This is a genomic window from Mastigocoleus testarum BC008, assembly GCF_001456025.1.
Lineage (GTDB): Bacteria > Cyanobacteriota > Cyanobacteriia > Cyanobacteriales > Nostocaceae > Mastigocoleus > Mastigocoleus testarum.
This window is the reverse complement of sequence record NZ_LMTZ01000087.1, coordinates 1-20,639: the sequence shown is the minus strand read 5'-3', so window position 1 is coordinate 20,639 and position 20,639 is coordinate 1. Positions and strand designations below refer to the sequence as shown.

Below are 20,639 nucleotides of genomic sequence, written 5' to 3'. Positions count from 1 at the left end.
AAATATCTATTCATCCACCAACACTCATCGGTCATATTTTAACTACTATTCAGTCGCACCGAAAAAATAGGCAAAATATATTTGCCAATATTCGTCATAAATGACCAATGAGCTACGAGTAATAACTAATCAAAATAGAATAAAGTTACAACTTTTCTCTGTTCTTCTGCTTCTTTACAAGTTTGCAGGAGTGTACCACTGTCGTGAAACGCAAAACAAATTAGTTGCTGGCATCGAGAGACTATCTCTTTATTACACAGATAACTAGCTTCTGCGAGAGAAAGATGATTGTTACTGGAATTTTCGACTAAGTGCATTACTCGGTCTAGTTGCTGGCGTGATTCTAACGGTTGGAGTTCCAAACTTTGAGGGAGAATTACCGTTAGAAGATTCGGGTCGGCACGCATTGCTCCACGAATGGCTGCTGAATTCGTACCTGTTGCACCAGAAGTTATGACCCTATTTCCTGCCAAAACCAAGGCATAGGTCATCATTTCAATGAGATTTTGATGCGTGATTGGAACATGACGAGAACCAAGCAAAGCAATACGCTTGGAACCTGTTTGCTGAACAGTTGCCAGTTCTTGCGCTAACGTATCAAGGTTTATAAGGTCTGTTGACTGACTCAAACGATCAAAGGAATCAGATTAAACGACCAAGATATTTTAACAGACAGAGTGTAGAGTTGCGGCAGTTTGTGTTAGCAGAATTCAGATTTTTTTATAATTTGTGACTGGGGATTAGCGACTGGCGTTAGCATTAGCGGCTAGCGTTAGTGTAACGGATCCGCTATACGCGCAGCTATAGTTATTGCGTACCGTAGGTATTGCAATGCCGTAAGGCTTAACCGTAGGTAGCGCGGCGACTATAGTTATTGCGTGGCGTTAGCCATATGGGAAGGTAAAAATTTTAGCTGAATACCCGAACTTTATATGACTAACGCCGAGTAATACCTACGGTAAATCGATTGCTTCGCGAGCTACTCTATCTAGTTATAGCTGCGCGTATAGTGGATCCCGCCTGGATCCTGCCGTTTGCTAATTCCTAATCCCCAATCCCTGACCGCCAGTCCCCAATTAGTTGCCAGTACCCTTCAAGACAAAGTTGTTGCTGGATTTAAGTCAATTAAAGAAAGCAAACGATCTATATCAAAGTGTTCTGACATCATCTGACGAATGCATTCAGCTTTGATTGGCTCATGTATATGTGCCTGACTAAAAGTTTTATCAATGATTTCCACGGTAGTTAGGGTATCTAAATCTACGGAAATAATTGGTATTTCTAGTTCTTCAGCACGGTTAAGTATAAATGCTGGTGGTGGTAACTTACCTGTAAGAATCAGGCATTGGGTAGAAGTTTCCAAAGCCGCTTGTTGAATTTCTACGCGATCGCCACCTGTCACGACAGCTGTATTGTTGCGTTTACGAAAATACTTCACTGCGGAGTTGACGTTCATTGCTCCGATAGCCATAGTCTCTACCAATAAATCGAGTCGGTTGCTACAGCAAAGTACTTCGGCTTGTAACTCATGCACTAAATCGCGAACGCTAATACAGCGCAACAAATCTGTTTTGGGCAAAGTTCCTAGCACGGGAATACTGTGCTTTTCTAAATACGGAACAAACAAATTGTTAACAGTTCCAATATCTTCGGAAGGAACATCATTAACAACAACACCAATTAGGCGCTTGCCTAAACGTTGTTTGGCGTCTAAAACTTTCTCTAGGGAGCTTAAAGATTGATAACGTACGACCAATAGTATAGAAGCATCAATTACCTCAGCCATTTGGGGCAAAGATAAATCAAATAAAATTCCTTCTTCTAAATCAGAGGGAGCTTCTAACAAAAGTAAGTCACCAAATGAAACCTGTAAATATTGCTCTGCTAGAGATTTTTGATAATTCTTTGTGTCATCACCAGATAGACGCTTTTCAAGGGAAAATTTATCCAATGATAGTAAAGTAGGTGCTAAACGATTTTCTTCTAGCTTCAGACTTTCAGAAATAAATTTTGCATCTTCCTCAATTACTTTTCTATTGGATCCATTTAAAGAAGTACCCAATGGCTTACCAAAGGCAATATCTACTTTTTTTTGTTGTAGTTGATAAGACAGACCTAAAACTGTAGTGGATTTTCCACTCCAAGGTTCCGCTGCGCCAACGAACAAATATTTTGCTGGTTTTGCCACACCCGCACTCCTAATTTTAATACTCAGTACAACCCAACCTGCTATTTCATAATTTTAGGTCGAACTCTGCCATCGGAGACTAGGTGAAGATTTTTGATTTGGGCGCTGCAAAAGATTATTCAATATTATTTGAATCTAAAGCTAGCTATTTCTAGAATTATTCATCTATCCGTAGGAGCTTACGATAAAATGACTGGGAAAAATCTATTATTCGATATCGTTTGTAATTTTCTAGTAATTCTATTAAAAAATTAATCAGTTCGAAACTAGCTACGACTGTTTCGTAACTAAGTTCTGCATTACCATCAAACTGCATTCGACAACGAGTTAAGTCTGAAGGTAATGTTGCTGTATTCCAGGTGGCAACAAATGGAATATCTTCGCTACCTTCTATTTTACGATTCCCTTCCAATACTCCTTTTTTGTACAAACCAATTGCAAGTGGCAAAAAATTACGTTTATTTCCTTGAATATAAGGTAAGTAGACACTAGCTTGTTGTGGTGTTGCTGGTTGGAGTTTTTCAAAAGACATAGTCAAGCTTCCTAAGCGGATATTTGTTATTTATTCGACGAGTGGAATGGGGCATAGGGCTGCGTGCTAACGCAAACTACATAGAACCTGCGGTTCGGCAAAGTCTCTGGGAAATAGGAATTAGAGATTGGGGCTCAATATCTGAATTTGAGAAAACAGTTTTATTTCTCACGACCTACAATTAGCCCTGAGTTAATGGCTGTGAATAGTATTCCCAAAAAAAACTTTTGACTCACAGATACTGATTCTCAAGCGTGGCAAATGCAAAGAAATATAAAAATGTCGGTTACAATGGATTAGCAATAGCTTTGTTGGAAGCTAGAGCAATTACGTACTACATGTGCTGCCATCTAGCAGATGTTATTGTAGTTGCTGCTTTTGAATAACGACAAACTAAAGTTTATGCTTGCTGAATTTGTCTTTTAATTAAATACCAACTTAATTAAATCCCAGTTAGCAAATAACCTATTTTGCTAGTGGTGGCAATATAAATCGGAAGTGAAAACAAAGTATTTCTTATTTCTAAGTAAGTTTGACTTGTGTAGTAAGAATTGCACAGCTTTGTCGTATATTTGGGCTTCCAAATCCATCTAAAAAAATACCCCTGGTTGAATAAAGTTAACTATGCCAGCGAATTCCTGGCCCGAAAAAGACTTAGAAGAGTTCAAATCCCTCTTATCTGACCTCTCAGTAGAGGAAAATTCATTTAATGAAACGTTATCTGGTGTTTCTCGTCCATCCCGTTTTAAAAATCGTAGACGTAAAGCGGCTATAGTCTTGACTATTGTTTGGAGCAGTACAATCGCTCTGCACTTGGTCTCTTGGGCTTACCTATTCGTATTTGGTCTAACCACTATTTTAGGGTTACACGCTTTAGTCGTATTTCGTGCTAGACCCCGTAGTTACAAAAATACAATTCAAGGGGAAATTCCTTTTGTGTCGATTTTGGTTGCAGCGAAAAATGAAGAAGCTGTAATCAGCAATCTAGTCAAGGCACTTTGTAATTTACAGTATCCTCAAGAGCGGTATGAGGTATGGGTCATCGATGATAACAGTAGCGACAGAACGCCGCAATTGTTAGCTCATCTCGCACAAAAGTATGAAAAACTCAATATATTTAGGCGTAAGCCAGAAGCCACCGGGGGCAAGTCGGGGGCATTAAATCAAGTTTTGCCACTGACTAAAGGTGAAATAGTCGCAGTATTTGATGCTGACGCACAGGTTACTTCTGATGTTTTGTTGCAAGTTGTACCTTTATTTGAAAGGGAAAAGTTAGGAGCAGTACAGCTACGTAAAGCGATCGCTAATTCCCGAGATAATTTTTGGACAAAGGGACAGATGGCGGAAATGGCTGTTGATGCTTACCTAAACAGAGCTAGAGCAGCAATTGGAGGTATAGGTGAACTACGAGGAAACGGTCAGTTTGTTCGTAGGGAAGCATTAATTAAATGCGGTGGTTGGAATGAAGAAACAATTACTGACGATTTGGATTTAACCATTCGCCTACACTTAGAAAATTGGGATATTGAATGCGCATTCTATCCAGCGGTAGAAGAGGAAGGCGTCACCACAGCTATTGCACTATGGCACCAACGTAACCGTTGGGCAGAAGGTGGATATCAGCGATATCTGGATTATTGGGACTTAATTCTTCGCAACCGTATGGGTATGCGTAAAACCTGGGATTTATTGGCTTTTGCCTTCATTATGTACATTATTCCCACAGCAGCAATACCCGACCTGTTGATGGCGATCGCTCGTCACCGTCTGCCGATATTAACTCCTTTCTCTGGCTTGAGTTTTACTGTATCTTTTGCTGGCATGTTTGCCGGTTTAATGCAAATACACAGGGAAAAACGACTACGTTTTTCTAGTTATTCTGTCTTACTTCTGCAAACTCTCCGGGGTACTTTGTACATGCTTCATTGGTTTGTTGTTATGAGCAGCACCACTGCTCGGATGTCATTCAGACCTAAACGTTTGAAGTGGATTAAAACAGTACATCAAGGAGCCTCTGAAAGCTAAGTGAGCCTTTGAAGGCTAGATAAAATTATATTTTCTGAGGTGGCAGGCAATACGTCTGCCAAATTTTTTGTTTACTTCTTACTTCTTACTTCTTACTTCTTACTTCTTACTTCTTACTTCTTACTTCTTACTTCTTACTTCTTACTTCTTACTTTTAAAAGTCATCTTCTTCCATCTCTAATACATTTGAAGAATCATCAAATTCTGCTGGTTCATCTACAAAAGAAACAATAGCCCCATCAAAAAACTGGGCTAGGCGCTTGGCGCTGGACATCACTTGTTCGGCTTCGGGGTCGGACTCTATAGGTTTGGAAGGCTTGTTTTGTTGATGTTGGGGCGGTGGTGCTGCTTCTAAATTAGGTTTCGCAATTGGTGGTTGATTTTGAGTAGGGTGAGTTCTTGCTGTTGGTTGTTTTGATGTTTGAGTATAGGTAAATGAAGAAGCGGTAGATGGCGTGGTTTGGTGGTTGAAGCTAGGAACCGGAGATTGTGCTGGAGAAGGAGAAGGTTGTCCCGGTGAAGATACACTCGCTTCGCCTCCAGTTTTATTTTGGGGCTGGTTAGGTTGAAAATTTACCTTGATTTTTCGCTGACAAACTTTTCCAAAAGCATTTTCTACATCTGCTGATTTGCTTCGAGCAAGTTTTACCAATTTCGGTGGTACGCCAACAGTAGCACTAACATCATTCACTGTCAGCAAACGTCCATGTTGCTTTAACAATGCTTGGGCGGGAATAGGTAATGTTTGAAGTACCTGGTGCCACATATTTTCTAGCGATGCAGCAGAAGTTTGGCTTGGAATTGGGGAGGATGCTGTAATGATTTCAGAGATTGGAGTTGTTGGTGTCTGTTTTTGTACTCCATTGACATTTACCTCCGTTCCAGTACGCCTCGTTTCAGGGGAAGAAATGGGAGAATTCCCAGGGGCTGATGTTGGACTTGAAGCTGACGTTGCAACTGTTGGTATCTGTCCTTGAATCCCATTATTAGTAGTTTTAAGTTCGCTGGGCGTGTGTCTTGATTCCGTAGATGATAACGGAGATGAAGAAGATAAAGGTCTTGCTGGAGCAGCTTGATTCTGATGTATTTTTGTTGGTGCTGAGACTATTTGTTGCGGAGTTATTTGCTGTTGGTAAGAAAGGTTACTAACTGTTGGTAAAAGTCCAAGTAAAGTAATTTCTAACCACAAACGCGGTTGGGTTGTATTTTTTAACTGTACCTCGGCACTTCTGAGATGCTGCTGTCCTAATAAAATCGTGTTGAGGTCGAATTTTTTCGCTTCTTCAATTAATTCTTGCCAAACCTCTTGGGTACAAGTGACTAAATCGTTGCGCTTAGAAGCTGTTTTTGCAATTAGTAAGTCTCGATAAAAAGATGCCAAATTTTGCAAGATAATTAGTGGTTCCCGACCCCGATCAAGAATTTCACGGGTAAAATCGAGAATTGCTTCGGGATCGTTAGATGCGATCGCTTGTAATAAACCCATTAAGTCCCGTTCGCTCACCGAACCAACTAAATCCCACACCCGCTCTGGCGTTACTTCTCCAGATAATAAACTTAATTGATCTAATAAACTTTGGGCATCTCTTAACCCACCTTGAGCAAATTGAGAAATTAGAGCGATCGCTTCAGTGTTGATATTAATGCTTTCTGCTGCTGCAATTTTACTCAAATGCATTATCATCCGATCTAAAGCAATCCGTCGAAAGTCGAATCTTTGACAACGGGAAATGATTGTCGGCAATACTCTTTGGGGGTCCGTTGTTGCGAGAACAAAAACTACATGTTTGGGTGGTTCTTCTAAGGTTTTAAGTAATGCGTTAAATGCCGCCGTACTTAGCATATGGCATTCATCAACCACATAAACCTTATAGCGACACTGAACGGGAGCAAATTGAGCTCTTTCAATAATTTCTCTGATGTTATCAACGCCGGTATTGCTAGCAGCATCAATTTCTATGACATCTAAAGTTGAACCTTTGTTAATTCCTTGACATACATCACAGGTGCCACATGGTTCAGGCGTTGGTTTATCACTATTTAAACAATTTAGAGACTTTGCTAATATTCGAGCACTCGAAGTCTTCCCTGTTCCTCTAGGACCAGTAAATAAATAAGCAGGGGCTATTTTGGATGTTCTGATGGCATTTGTCAGGGTGGTGGCAATCGCCTCTTGTCCGACGAGTTCAGCAAAACTTTTAGGGCGATACTTGTGGTGCAGCGGTTCGTAAGGCATAGTGAATTACCGCTAACTAGGGTTTTGACCAATCGGCTGTTAATAACTAAATTATTTTAAACTCACGGGTACTGCTTGGAGATATTAAAACTACTTAAATATCAAGTTTTGTTGGTAAAGTTCAAGTTTTATTGGTTTTAAATGGTGATACAAGCATAAATATTTAAAGCAACTTATAATATTGCTTATCTACATACTTAATTTTCTATCTCATAATTTGCTCACTTATCATTTTTTGTCTCTGAAATTTGATGTTATTTTATTGAAATTTAATACTTTTCGTTAATTTTCTATAATATATATTAAAAAAAATACGCTATGTAGATTTTTTATTTGTTAAAATTCATGTATTTTTTCCTGCGCGTGCACTACAGGGTAGCACATCTTAATCGCTAAAATCTTAGGGTAATCAAAAAAAGCGGGTGCTTTATCAATGTTCAAACGACTTATTGAATCGATCAAAAATTTTTTTCGGCGGTTGTTTGGAGGTAAGCATAATTCATCCGCCACTCCATCTGAAACAAAAAAACCACCGCCACCCTTGAATAATACAGATCTGGAATTTTTGTTCACAGAGCTTTTGGAAGGCGTACATCAAGCACGCGGACAATCTTGGGCCCTGAAGTGGTTAAGAAATATTGAAAACCGGGTTAGTACCGAACGTTGGCTAGATTGGTTGGATAACTTTGGGGATAAGTTACTGGCAGCTCCAACACCAAATAATGAATTAGCTTCGCGCATGGTGCAATTAGGAGAATTAGAGATTGGAGATGTTGGAGACCTGGCTTATGATATCGGCATGGAACTTTTAACTCGTAATCAAAGCGACCAAATTTTGGAGTACGAAGGACCAGATGTCGTAAATAATGTTCCACCGAGTAACACCCCACTGAATAATACTTCACCAACGGCGCAAACACCCCCACAAACAGTAGAAATCCAGCAAGAAGAAATTAACGAAGAAAATCTTCCGGAAGGAGAATATCAGACTGTTAGTTTGGAGCAGTTATATGAGATGATTCAGCAGGACGAGAATTTACGTCAAATGGTTGCTCAACAGTTAGGAGTTGATACAGATGACCCCGAACTCATAATGCAAAAACTAATTAATCAGTATTATGAAGCCGGTTAATTAATTTTTTGAGCAAAATTTACAACATTTTCAGTCCAGGAATGATATGAATATCATTGCCTAGTAATTATCTTGCTATTTTCTGTTTTTTGAGGGACAAGTAATAAGGTCGTTGCTCGTAGTGAGTCTTAATAAAGTGAGTTAATTTTGGCAAAGATTCAGGTTTGAAGTCAAAACTTAACCATTAAGTCCAGAAATGAAACGATCAAGATTATTTAGGTTGAAAATCAGAACGTACTGCATGAGACATTACTATTTGCTAGTAAGTCGACCAAAATAATAGTTATCAGTTTGTTTTACCAAGACTAACTACATTTTAGATTGAATATACACATTCTTTCGAACTTTAGTGATTATTTATACTATTGGAGTAGTTAAAATACTATACGCATATCAACTGTAACTTTTGGTCTAATTATTTCTTAGCCAAACTTCCAGTTTAATTCTATCTTAGTTAAGAGTTTGACTTGAAAAGTCTCAACTATATTGATTAAATGTGTTTTATCTGATACTCTCAGTTTTCTTTCGTCATATCAAACTTGAGATTTTTGCTCTTTACGTTTAGTGAGAACAAAATACCTCATGAGGGCTGATTTGCAACAAATTAGTCTTACCCTTAAAAATCCTAAGTTTCAGATTATAAAGGGTACGAAAACATATTTTTTTTGAAATATGCTTATCTTTGGATAGGTACCCTAACTATTAATCTTGTTGATACAAGTTGCTATTTGAGTATTTTGTTTAAATATCTTCAAATCGTAGACTAACCTTGAAGCAAGAAGATTAACTAGTTTAGAGTCTGTATATATTTAGTGAATTTACTTTGTAAAGTTTTACAAATTACATTTAGGTATAAGGTTATATCTTAATCTTAATTGTCATTTTTGATCGCACATCGGTCGCTAAAATCTAGGGAAAAACAATATCCAAGAATGCACCAAATGCTTAGGCGGCTATTTCAAGGGCTTCAAAAGTTTCTCAGGCGTCTTTTTGATAGCAAAAAAATTTATTCTCAAAACTCTAACGTCAGACAGTTGCCAGCAGTACAGCTGCCAGAACTTACCAATGCCGATTTAGAATTCCTGTTCACCCAACTGCTGGAAGGGGTTCATCAGGGAAGAGGACAAGGTTGGGCTACAAGGTATATCCAACGCATGGAAAATCGTATTACCAATCAGCGTTGGTTAGAGTGGCTGTTAAATTTTGCCGAAAGATTATTGAATTCTCCGGCTCCAAATCACGAATTAGCATATCGAATGGTACAGCTAGGCGAACTGCGAATTGGCGATATTGGAGACCTTGCTTACGATATTGGTATGCAGTTGCTAACTCGTAATTTGGACGAGTTATACGAACCAGAAGAGGAAGTTTCCGAACAGGAAGACCTGGCTTATTATACGAGTGTAGTACCACAAAGTTCTTTTGAAGAAGGTGCTGCAGCTTTTAACAATGAAGTCATTTGGGATTTTGACGGTCAAGATTCTGAAAGTATAGTCCCACCTTTAAATCTTTCTATTTCTCCCCAGGTAGGATTTGACGAGAAATTAGGTGAAGTTGATTTTTGGGAAGAAGATACTGAAAGCTTCAATCGAACGAATCGCGATCGTAATTATTCAGAAGAAGTACCCCTATGGGAACACCAAGAAGTAATAGAAAAGCCAAAAACTCCTGAAAGAGATGTCTTAAAAAATTTAAGGGGATTGGTAGTCCGTGAAGAAGATACTGAAGAGGTTGACGTTGACCCCGCCAAGTTAGCGGCATATAATGAGACATTTTATACTTCACAATCCTTTTGGCAGGGTGAAACTTCATCAGAGGTAGAAGCAGCAAATCCAGAAGAAGTTACTTATTTACAAGATCCCAATACATTAGGGAATCAATCAGAAATAAATACTGATCTCCCTGTAAGTTTGGAAGCACAAGTACAAGAAAGTGAAATTACTCCTCCTCCACTGGAGGAGGAGTCAACTGCAGAAGTTGATAATTTAGATAACTTATCAGATTATTCTTCCGATGACGACTCATCTGAAGATTTCGAACCAGTTGTTGCTGGGACCTTGGATGAATTATCCATGAGATTGCAGCAAAGTGCGAGCTTAGTAGAACAGCTAGCAGCTTACGGTTTACTCAGCAAATCTTCTCCAGAAATAAAAACTGAATCAGAAGATAATCAACCCGATATTACTCTTCAAGCTCAAGCATGGTTTTACAAGGGTTTGGGACAAGCCAAAACTGGCGATTTAATGACTGCATTAGCATCTTATGACCAAGCAATCTCAATGAAGCCAGATGTTTATGAATATTGGTTTAACAGAGGTTTAGCACTGTTTCACTTGGGAGATTTTGCTGCAGCTTTAGCGTCCTATGACCAAGCTATAAATATTAAACAAGATGCTTACAAGGGTTGGTACAACCGTGGTATTACCTTGGGAGAGCTAGGTGGGTTTGCCGATGCTGTTGCATCTTTCGATCGAGCAATTGCCATTAAGTCTGATTACTATGAAGCCTGGTCCAGTAGGGGTTTAGCCTTAGTTCAATTAGGACGTTTAACCGAAGCAATAGAGAGCTACGACCAAGCTGTAAATTTACAACCCCAAGATCAAGATAATTGGTATTGTCGTGGATTAGCACTCTTGGAAAAAGGAGATTATGTCTGGGCGATCGCATCTTTTGATAAAGCCCTAGAAATCGATCCCACCTCCCATTTAGTCTGGTACAACAGGGGTGTAGGTCTGTGGAATTTAAATCGTTGGCAAGATGCAATTGCGAGTTTGGATAAAGCAATTGAAATAGAACCCTTATCAGAACAAGTTTGGTACATCCGAGGAAATGCCTTGGATAAAATGGGGAAAACAGCAGAAGCACTGGCTTCTTACGAAAAAGCTTCACAAATTGAACCCAACTACCACGAAGTTTGGATAGATCGGGGTGTGGTATTGTTCAAACTAAGCCGCTGGGCTGAAGCAATTAAAGCCTGGGATCGGGCGATACAAATCAAACCAGATTTTTATTTGGCTTGGTTTAATCGAGCTGTAGCACTCGAACAATTGGGACAATATAATGAAGCCCTTGCTTCCTACGATCAATCTATAGAAATAAATCCAGATTTTTACCTAGCTTGGTACAATCGTGCTGTTGTGTTATCAAACTTGGAGCGATTTGAAGAAGCTATTGCTCATTACGATCGTACTTTAGAAATCAAACTTGATTATTGGGAAGCTTGGATCGGTAGGGGTACAGCAGCAGGTATTTCCAGTGCTTATGATCGCCAATTTGAATTATTTAGTAAAATCCCCAGCGTTAATTTTGAACTAAACGAACGCGGCTATGTGGGTAAGGTAGCCAGTTATGAAGCTGGGTTGCAATATATAGGTCAAGAGAGTTGCCCTCAAGGTTGGGGTAGACTGCATTTGGGTTTGGGAAATGCCCATTACGAGCAAGGAAAGAAACATCCTACACCTCATTACTATTGGCAGAAAGCTCTAGAAGAATACGACCTAGCAATTTTAACTTTAACAGCAGTAAATTATCCGGAATTACATCTGGAAATATTACGAAATCAAATAAAAGTGTTGTTATGTCTTGGACAAAGAGATGCAGCAGAAAAAATACAAGAATCAGCAATTGAATTATGGCAAAGCTTACTTAACGAATCATCTCGTTCGCCAGAAAATAAGAAGCAGCTTGCTTTACAATTTATTAGTTTGTGGCAATATGGCGTAGATTTATCAATTAAATTAGGGGAATTTGTTCAAGCTTTAGAAATTGCCGAACATGGAAAAAATGCTTGTTTAAATTGGCATTTGCATGGTTGGCAAAAACAAATTGTCTCTCCTAGTTATCAAGAAATTCAGGCATTGATAGATGAGAAAACTGCTATTGTCTACTGGCATATTAGTCCTTGCGCCATTCATACCTTTGTCCTCAAAGATAAAGCTTCGGAACCAATGCTCATATTTACTCCAGTGGCGAAGGATATTGAGGCAATTAATGAGTTTCCCCAAAGGGAAGCAATGCTACGCCTGATAGAATTTGAAGATTGGCAAATTAGTTGGCAAAAGCAACATCAAGAATATGCCAACAATACTGATGAGACTCATAATAAGCGAGAGTCTCCTTGGCGAGCTGATATGGAGTTAAAGCTTTCAAAGCTCAGGGATATTCTTAATATTCCATCAATAGAGCAGGAGCTTCAGGAAATTGAAAAAGTAATCTTAATTCCCCATTCAGACTTACAAAAGTATCCGCTCCACAGTTTATTTGATACGTCTTTCTCTGATGACGAAGATTTATCCAATGGGGATAGAAACTTTACCATTAGTTATTTACCCAGCGCTCAAGTTGGTTTATCTTTAGCATCAAAACCTCAACAAAGTAGTTCCATGCAACTATTACTTAGTGTTGAGAATCCTGATAGTGCAGGATATTCGCCCCTGAAGTTTGCCAAACTGGAATCGGAAGTAGTCGCTAACATGTTTCATCGTCCCACTCGAATTGAGGGAGCCGAAGCAAACAAGCAAACAGTAGAAAATGCTTTGTATGGCGGTTACAATATACTTCATTTTGCCAGTTATGCTATCGATAATGCAATTAATCCTTTAAATTCAGAATTAATATTAGCTGGTGAAGATAAAATTACCTTAGCTCAAATTCGTAATCAATCTTTGGAAAGATATAGTCTATTAACAATTTCTGCTGGCGATACTGCTAGTTATGCAAAGCAAAATATTAGCAACGAATATGTTGGTTTTGTTAACACTTTCCTTTGCCAGGGGGTTACAAATATTGTTAGTAGTTTGTGGGTCGTAGAATCTGCAGCAACAGCTTTAGTAATGATAGAATTTTATCGTAGAATCAAGGCTGGAAAATCAGCGCCAAGAGCTTTAGCTGAAACTACACAATGGTTGCAAAATGTTACAGCTTTAGAAGTAAATAGATGGTACCAAGATTTATTAAATAAACTTCCAGTGGAAGGATTAAGAATTCGGGCACATTTGGCAACTTTACAATATAAAACTAGTAAGATTACTCCCTACAAGAAACTCTATAGTCATCCTTATTATTGGGCAGGATTTATTATTGCTGGTCAACTGTAGGCTTGTAGTTGAACTATTCTCGATTTTTCGTTCCCTATTGCTTACTAAGCAGAATTCTTTAATTTATCTAATGGATAGCTGCAGTAAAGTATACAAAATAAAAACATTTGTATTTATGGGCGAGCAAATAGAAAGTATTTATAACTTTTTACAAATATCCAATTTAATTGCTACTTCTGGACAACCAACAGAAGAACAATTTTCTGCAGTCAAAAATTCTGGTTACCAAGTAGTGATAAATCTTGGTCTTATAAGTTCTTCAAGGGCTTTATCAAATGAAAAGCAATTAGTTCATTCTTTAGGAATGGAATACATTCATATTCCTGTGGTTTGGGATAAACCAGAAATTACTGAATTCTCACAGTTTGCAAGTGTGATGCAAGTTAACAGCGACAAGAAAGTTTTTGTCCATTGTATTGCCAATAAAAGAGTTTCTGCTTTTATGTATCTTTTTCGTTATTTGTGCCAAGGGATGACTCCAGAAGATATTGAAAAAGACTTACATAAAATTTGGATCCCCAATGATATTTGGCAACAATTTATTGGTGAAGTGATAGCAAAATATAGTTAACTATGTGTTAATAATTTTATCCAAAATACTAATATTTAGCAATTAAATACTCTTCCAAAAATATCATTAAATAATCTAAATTTTATCTTCAATGTTTTATTTTAATTAGAGCTTAATGAATAAGTTTAAAAGTTTTACAAGGTAATATTTTAAGCATCATCTAAACTCAATGAACTGCAATGAATAAGTTTTAAGGCAGAACAACTTTCAGCTAACGTTACGCCACATGAACAGCAAATCTTAATTAGAATGTAAACTTTATTTTCTATTTGGGTACACATATACTGAGTATTACTACTTAAAATGTAAAAATATACATATAGTGCTACACGCAAGTTGTTAGCGGTTCCGTAGGTAGTGCAGCTATAGCTAGAGCTTTTATGGCGTCGGCGTTAGCCTAAGCGCATGTCCGTAGGACAAACAGAACTTACAAATATTACGTAGCGCGATATATCCACAATACAGGCGTATAACCAACATTCATTATTGTGTTGGAGGAAATATGTTATCAATTTATAGAGATGGAGCAATAAACCCATTTGCTTTTCGTTCCTTGTACGAACCCTACGAAAATTGCGATCGGAAGCGAATGGTTAATTTTGATTTTGAAAGATCTGATAAAGTCAAAATTTTGGAATCAGCAGAATTTGATGCATTTAGATGGTTTAAGAATATCTCTAGTTTCCCATGGATAAAGTTGGTATTTTTATTAGTAATTGTCTCTTTAATTAGCTTTGCAGGTACAGCACAAGCTTTGTTACTCAGAAGAGGTTCTAGAGGTTCTTCTGTTGTTATACTGCAAAACAGGCTAATAGAAGAAGGTTACTTGGATGGGAATCCAACAGGTTACTACGGTTCAAGAACTGAAAGAGCAGTCAGAAACTATCAGCGTGATCGCAATTTATTAGTTGATGGAATTGCTGGTTCTCAGACTTTAGAAGATATGGATTTAAAGGATATTGGTGGTGAGGAGATACCAATTATTGGTAACGGAACCGTCACAGCTAGCAGGCTTAATGCTCGCCAAGGTCCAGGAACGAATTACTCTATTGTTACAAGCATACCAAGAGGAACAAAGGTAACTCTTTATGAGAGAACCTCAAATGGCTGGTACAGAATTGATGGTCAAGATGGCGGCTATGTTTGGGTCTACGAAAAGTACGTTCGACGTATTTAATATGCTTGCTGGAATTAGAGAAAATATTGTCTAAAAAACAAAACACTTCGAGGTAATTTCCAACTTTTAATTTACAACTTCTAATTCCCAATGCTGTACCTAGTTGTGTCCAAAGAAAGACGATAATAATTCACCACAATCAGCAATTTTCAATAACTTGTTAAAAAACGATCTAAATAATACATTTTAATTTTTAACTAAACTAAAGCCAATAACAACTTAAATAATATTTTACGAGCACAATGAAGAGAGAAAAAATAACAAAATTTTTGTGCTTGGAGACGGCTAATGGTAGCGCTCACAGGGAACATCCAAAATCGATTGACAATTCAAACTGTTGATATAGCTCCTAATACAACAGCTATCCGTTCTCTTGACTGGGATCGTGATCGCTTTGATATTGAGTTCGGGCTGCAAAATGGTACAACCTATAATTCATATCTAATTAAAGGTGATCGAATCGCCTTGGTTGATACCTCACATCAAAAATTTCGCGATCTGTATTTAGATACTCTCAAAGGGTTAGTTAATCCAAAAGCGATTGACTATATCATCGTCAGTCATACTGAACCAGACCATAGTGGCTTAGTAGAAGATGTCTTGCAATTAGCTCCTAGAGCTACAGTGTTAGCGTCAAAAGTTGCACTACAATTCCTAGAAAATTTAGTCCACGATCCCTTTTCTAAACGTATTGTCAAAAGTGGTGACCTGGTAGATTTGGGACAAGGACATGAAATTGAATTTGTTAGTGCCCCTAATTTACATTGGCCTGATACAATTTTTAGTTACGATCGCAAAACCCAAGTTCTCTACACTTGCGATGCTTTTGGGATGCATTACTGTAGCGATGATACCTTCGATGTTAATTTAGAGGCTATCGAACCTGATTTTAGATTTTATTACGATTGCCTCATGGGTCCAAATGCTCGCTCTTTGCTTAATGCAATGAAAAGAATGGCTAACTTGGGCAATATTCACATTATTGCTAATGGTCACGGTCCCCTACTTTATCATAATTTGGATGTTTTGAGGGAGTGCTATCAAAGCTGGAGTCAAAAACAAGCAACTTCAGAAACTATTGTTGCTTTATTCTATGTTTCCGATTACGGTTATAGCGATCGCTTGGTACAATCAATTGCCCATGGGGTGCAAAAAACCGGGATAGGGGTAGAAATTGTTGATATTACCTCAGCAGAAGTTCAAGAAGTACAAGAACTTTCAGGTAGGGCTGCTGGTATGATCATTGGTATGCCCCCAACTTCTAATGTTACAGCCCATACAGCCATTAGTTCGCTACTCGCAGTGGCAAAATCAAAACAAGTTTTTGGACTGTTTGAATCCTACGGTGGCGATGATGAACCCATAGATACCCTGCGTAGAAAATTCATTGAACTTGGGGTTCGCGAAGCCTTTGAGGCAATTAGAATTAAAGAAGCACCTGATAAAACAATATTTAAGCTGTGCGAAGAATCGGGTACTGACATCGGGCAATTACTCGTGCGCGAGCGTAACATCAAGCAGGTGAAATCCCTTGATGTCAATATGGAAAAAGCTTTAGGTAGAATCAGCAGTGGGCTATACATCATAACTGCTCAAAAAGGTCAAGCAAAAGCCGCAATGCTAGCATCTTGGGTCGCTCAAGCTAGTTTGCAACCTCTTGGTTTTACCGTTGCACTTGCAAAAGATAGATCCATCGACTCTTTTTTACAAATTGGCGATAAGTTTGTTCTGAACGTTCTTGAAGAAGGAAATTATAAAGAACTCAAAAAACATTTTCTTAAGCGCTTACTTCCTGGCTCTGATCGCTTTGCTGGAGTTAAAACTCAAACAGCAAAAAATGGCTCTCCCATTCTCACAGATGCGCTAGCATATATGGAGTGTGAAGTGAAAAGTGCCTTGGAGTGTAGCGATCACTGGATTTTATACTGTACTGCCCAACAGGGACGCGTTTCTAATCCTGAAGGATTAACAGCTGTTCGTCATCGCAAAGTTGGTAATTACTACTAAAACCAGTAAATCAAACTAAATTGTGCTTGAGTTAATTTTCACTTATCAATTCTTATAAGATTTTTCTGGAGTCGTTTTCTTCTAGAATAATTCTCAAGCAAGCAAAAAATCTTCAAATACACAAACTTACTTAGAATTGATAGCGAATCGACCAAGGAAAAACTAGCACAAAAAGATAAAGTTGCTCCCATTCCAAAACCTATAAACTGGATGGGATAGATCGCTACTAGTTCATTTTATTCGTCGCCCCCTGAAATTTAAATACACATCGAAATCCTGTAGAGACGCGGCGTGCCGTGTCTCAAGAAAATTTCAGGGTTTTATTCTCCCATTGGTTAAAGACTACATTCGACCTAATTGGGTAGTAAATTTCATGGGATTTTGCGTACCTACTCTAGATATTGAATGTCTTTTACAACGTAGGTCATTAATTTTTTACTTTTGGGGCTGGCACTTTCTTCAAAGTAACTATATAAGTCCTGAGACTTTCATCCTTTCAAAGCACCCTGTCGCACAAAATTTTTTTTAATTTGTCCCAGACTCCACATAAAAAATATTGGGATAAATCACAGAAAACAGGAAATTTTTCTGTTCTCTACTTTCTCGCCTTCTTTGAATTTAATTTGCTCACATCTCATCCACCCAAAACTTATGAGCGAAAATCTCCGCGATGTTCAGATTTTACCCATTGCTACTAATACTACCGTATTGCGGTCGCGTAGTTGGACCCGTCTGCGATTTGAAATTGAATACGCCTTAGCTCGCGGCACTACTGTTAATTCTTATTTAATCACAGGCGATAAAGTTGCTATAGTTGATCCCCCAGCCGATACATTTACGGAAGTCTATCTCAAAGCCCTGGGACAATGTCTGAATTTGAGCCAGTTGGATTACATTATTTTGGGTCATTTTAGCCCCAATCGTGTTGCGACTCTCAAAGCACTTCAAGAACTGGCACCTCAAATCACTTTTGTTTGTGCCCTTCCAGCTGCAGCAGACTTGCGCAATACCTTCCCCGAGCAAGAGATAAAAATTATGACTATGCGGGGGAAAGAAACCTTAGATTTAGGTAAAGGTCACCAATTAAAATTTATTCCCACACCCAGTCCGAGATGGCCTGCGGGACTTTGTTCCTACGACCAACAAACTCAAATTCTTTTTACTGATAAGTTATTTAGTACTCATATCTGCAGCGACGAAATCTTTGACGAGGATTGGGATATTCTCAAAGATGACCAGCGCTATTACTATGATTGCCTGATGGCTCCTAGTGCAACTCATGTACAGGCTGCATTGGAAAAACTTTCTGAGTTGCAAGTAAGAATGTATGCCACAGGTCACGGACCATTGATACGCTACGGTTTAATTGAACTCACTAATGCCTACGAAGAATGGAGCCGTTCTCAAACCGAACGAGAAATAACTGTAGCTTTACTTTATGCTTCTGCCTATGGTAATACAGCGACCTTGGCTCAAGCAATGGGACTTGGTTTAACTAAAGGTGGAGTTGCTGTGGAGTCTATCAATTGTGAATTTGCCACACCTGAAGAAATTAAAGCAGCTTTGGATAAAAGTGAGGGCTTTTTAATTGGTTCTCCTACTATTGGTGGTAATGCTCCCACACCAATTCATACAGCGTTAGGAATCGTACTTTCTCTTAGTGACACCAGTAAGCTTGCGGGAGTATTTGGTTCCTATGGTTGGAGTGGTGAAGCCTTTGATTTAATTGAAGGCAAACTTAGGGATGCTGGCTATCGATTTGGATTTGAAACTTTCAAGGCTAAATTTAAACCTTCAGATGTTACCCTCAAGGAATGTGAGGAAACCGCTACAGATTTTGCCCAAACTTTGAGAAAAGCCCGAAAGTTAAGATTACCCCAACCAGCGGCAACTCCAATGGAACAAGCAATGGGTAGAATTGTTGGTTCTGTATGTGTTTTAACAGCGAAACAGGGTGAAGTCTCCACTGGAATGCTGGGAGCTTGGGTTTCACAGGCGACTTTTAATCCACCAGGTATCAGTGTTGCAATTGCTAAAGACAGAGCAATTGAGAGTTTAATGCACTCTGGAGGTAAGTTTGTTTTGAACATTCTCCCAGAGGGCAATCATCAAGAGTACATGAAGCATTTTCGCAAATCTTTTGCTCCTGGAGAAGATAGATTTGCCAATTTTTCTACCACAACTGCCGATAATGGTTGTCTCATACTTACTGACGCATTGGCTTATTTGGAATGCTTAGTAGAAAAGCGCTTAGAATGTGGCGACCACTGGGTTGTATACGCTACGGTAGAAAGTGGTAAATTACTTAATAAAGATGTTGTAACAGCTGTTTACCATCGTAAAGCTGGCAATCACTACTAACTTTTATATTCGGGCATAATTCCTTAACTAAACATATTCACTCCACCTGTGCATGTTAGTTGTGGGACATTAGCCCGCTTAATACTTATAAATGGCGGCTTTAAAAAGCATACGCTCTAAAAAGCGCTTTTAACTCAACATTTACTTTTTAGACCTATGAAGTAGTTCCATAGTCTAAATAAGGAAATATACCAACATCATTAATGAAGGGATTACACGGTATAAGCTGAGCCGAATCTAATGATTGAATTTTACGTGAAGGTTATCTGAATATCAAAGTGTTGCAATTTTAGACTTACACATAATTAATGTACGGGAACACAACTTCAAATTCAAATTTATTCGCGATCAACCTTACTATAAATTCTATCCCACTGTTCTATTACAGCGTTCATAAGCACCTAAAAATAAGTTTATCCAGGTGAGAGGACCTACTACTCCATCTATTTCAATGCCCACATAGCTTTGGAAAGTTTTCACTGCTTCAGCGGTGTATTCGCCATATCCAGTTTCATACTCTGTATAGAATTTGTAATCGTTGAAACGACTGATATCTTCATAACCAAGCAAAATTTGCTGTAAAAATTTTACTGCCTCACCAGAATCACCTCTTTTTAATACTGGTAATTCAGTGTACCCTTTGACAACTGCAGGGTCTACATCTTCATTATTGGCTGATTCTCTACAAGTACGACAAAAATTGTTGCCCAGCGCATTCCAAGTTCTAGAGTCAACTACTCCATTAACTTCCAGTTGACCGGGGTTTATATCGGGAACAGCATTACGCTGTTCTTGAAATTTCATTACAGCGTTCATCGTATATTGATCGAAGATTCCGTCTATTCCTCCTTGACCAATATCAATACCATAGCTAACAAGCAAATACTGTAGGTATCCCACAGCAGGACCATTAGAACCTTCTCTCAGAAGTGGCATTGTCTTAGCCTCAGTCATATACGCAGACCTCATTGTTTTTTCTCCTTCTTTTCTGTTGTCGCATTGTTCGTCTTAATTCGATTTATCGAATTATTTTTTCACTTAACAAAAAATGGTCTTGACTCATAGGATTTACTTCTATTGCCAAAGTGGTATCTGTCTGTTCGCTAATCTTAAGTAAATAGTTGTTGGCGAATTCTACTTATGCAGTTTGATGATTTTGAATTTCTTCTGAAATCACAAGCCCTAAGCCTTTTATATGCTGATTTTAAAAATTAAACCTCTTTTACTGGTGTCAAAGCAATGATTTTAAACGGATTAGGATTTGTGTCTAAACCGTTATATATGTTCCCGAAGTTTTTTGAGCAAATAGCTTGT

General features: G+C 38.4%; 13 protein-coding genes and 1 pseudogene. 9 read left to right on the top strand and 5 right to left on the bottom strand.

Translation table 11 applies throughout. From position 1 onward, the window contains the following. Positions 1 to 125: 125 nt before the first annotated feature. The 3 genes from BC008_RS15615 to ebsA form a co-directional block, all read right to left on the bottom strand. Positions 126 to 629, bottom strand: coding sequence for a DNA-processing protein DprA (locus BC008_RS15615; RefSeq protein WP_027844551.1), 504 nt, complete (start codon positions 627 to 629; stop codon positions 126 to 128). Positions 630 to 1,093: 464 nt separating this feature from the next. Then, the gene (locus BC008_RS15610) at positions 1,094 to 2,188 is read right to left on the bottom strand and encodes a phosphotransacetylase family protein (protein ID WP_027844550.1); all 1,095 of its coding nucleotides are present in this window, start codon (positions 2,186 to 2,188) and stop codon (positions 1,094 to 1,096) included. A 157-nt stretch (positions 2,189 to 2,345) separates the two neighbouring features. Continuing rightward, entirely contained in the window at positions 2,346 to 2,720 is a 375-nt protein-coding gene (ebsA, locus tag BC008_RS15605; RefSeq protein WP_027844549.1) for a type IV pilus biogenesis protein EbsA, read from the bottom strand. 254 nt (positions 2,721 to 2,974) lie between these two features. Here ebsA and BC008_RS52085 point away from each other — a divergent pair, with 254 nt between their 5' ends. Further along, positions 2,975 to 3,106 (top strand): hypothetical protein, encoded by a 132-nt coding sequence (locus tag BC008_RS52085; RefSeq protein ID WP_268768220.1) that lies wholly within the window; start codon positions 2,975 to 2,977, stop codon positions 3,104 to 3,106. A gap of 238 nt (positions 3,107 to 3,344) precedes the next feature. Next, positions 3,345 to 4,745, top strand: a complete 1,401-nt coding sequence (locus BC008_RS15600; RefSeq protein WP_027844548.1) for a glycosyltransferase — start codon at positions 3,345 to 3,347, stop codon at positions 4,743 to 4,745. A gap of 154 nt (positions 4,746 to 4,899) precedes the next feature. On the opposite strand, the gene BC008_RS15595 is transcribed toward BC008_RS15600, so the two are convergent. Next, positions 4,900 to 6,981: a DNA polymerase III subunit gamma/tau gene (locus tag BC008_RS15595; RefSeq protein ID WP_027844473.1), complete on the bottom strand. Its 2,082-nt coding sequence runs from the start codon at positions 6,979 to 6,981 to the stop codon at positions 4,900 to 4,902. A 433-nt stretch (positions 6,982 to 7,414) separates the two neighbouring features. On the opposite strand from BC008_RS15595, the gene BC008_RS15590 reads away from it, so the two are divergent. From BC008_RS15590 to BC008_RS15565, 6 genes are all read left to right on the top strand, one after another. After that, positions 7,415 to 8,113, top strand: coding sequence for a hypothetical protein (locus BC008_RS15590; RefSeq protein ID WP_027844472.1), 699 nt, complete (start codon positions 7,415 to 7,417; stop codon positions 8,111 to 8,113). Between the two features lie 941 nt (positions 8,114 to 9,054). Further along, the gene (locus BC008_RS15585) at positions 9,055 to 13,209 is read left to right on the top strand and encodes a CHAT domain-containing protein (protein WP_027844471.1); all 4,155 of its coding nucleotides are present in this window, start codon (positions 9,055 to 9,057) and stop codon (positions 13,207 to 13,209) included. Between the two features lie 115 nt (positions 13,210 to 13,324). Further along, on the top strand, positions 13,325 to 13,780 hold the full coding sequence (locus tag BC008_RS15580) for a protein tyrosine phosphatase family protein (RefSeq protein WP_201026131.1): 456 nt from the start codon (positions 13,325 to 13,327) through the stop codon (positions 13,778 to 13,780). A gap of 502 nt (positions 13,781 to 14,282) precedes the next feature. Continuing rightward, the gene (locus BC008_RS15575) at positions 14,283 to 14,957 is read left to right on the top strand and encodes a peptidoglycan-binding protein (protein WP_058183651.1); all 675 of its coding nucleotides are present in this window, start codon (positions 14,283 to 14,285) and stop codon (positions 14,955 to 14,957) included. 288 nt (positions 14,958 to 15,245) lie between these two features. Continuing rightward, entirely contained in the window at positions 15,246 to 16,964 is a 1,719-nt protein-coding gene (locus tag BC008_RS15570; RefSeq protein WP_027844469.1) for a diflavin flavoprotein, read from the top strand. Positions 16,965 to 17,615: 651 nt separating this feature from the next. Further along, positions 17,616 to 19,325 carry a diflavin flavoprotein gene (locus tag BC008_RS15565; RefSeq protein ID WP_036266383.1) on the top strand — a complete coding sequence of 570 codons (1,710 nt, stop codon included), beginning with the start codon at positions 17,616 to 17,618 and terminating at the stop codon, positions 19,323 to 19,325. Between the two features lie 366 nt (positions 19,326 to 19,691). Here the strand turns inward: BC008_RS15565 and BC008_RS15560 are convergent, their stop codons facing one another. Then, the gene (locus BC008_RS15560; protein ID WP_027844467.1) at positions 19,692 to 20,294 is read right to left on the bottom strand and encodes a peptidoglycan-binding domain-containing protein; all 603 of its coding nucleotides are present in this window, start codon (positions 20,292 to 20,294) and stop codon (positions 19,692 to 19,694) included. 261 nt (positions 20,295 to 20,555) lie between these two features. Between BC008_RS15560 and BC008_RS46475 the strand changes: the two are divergent. Further along, a pseudogene (locus BC008_RS46475) lies at positions 20,556 to 20,639 on the top strand (DUF4277 domain-containing protein); the annotation flags it as partial.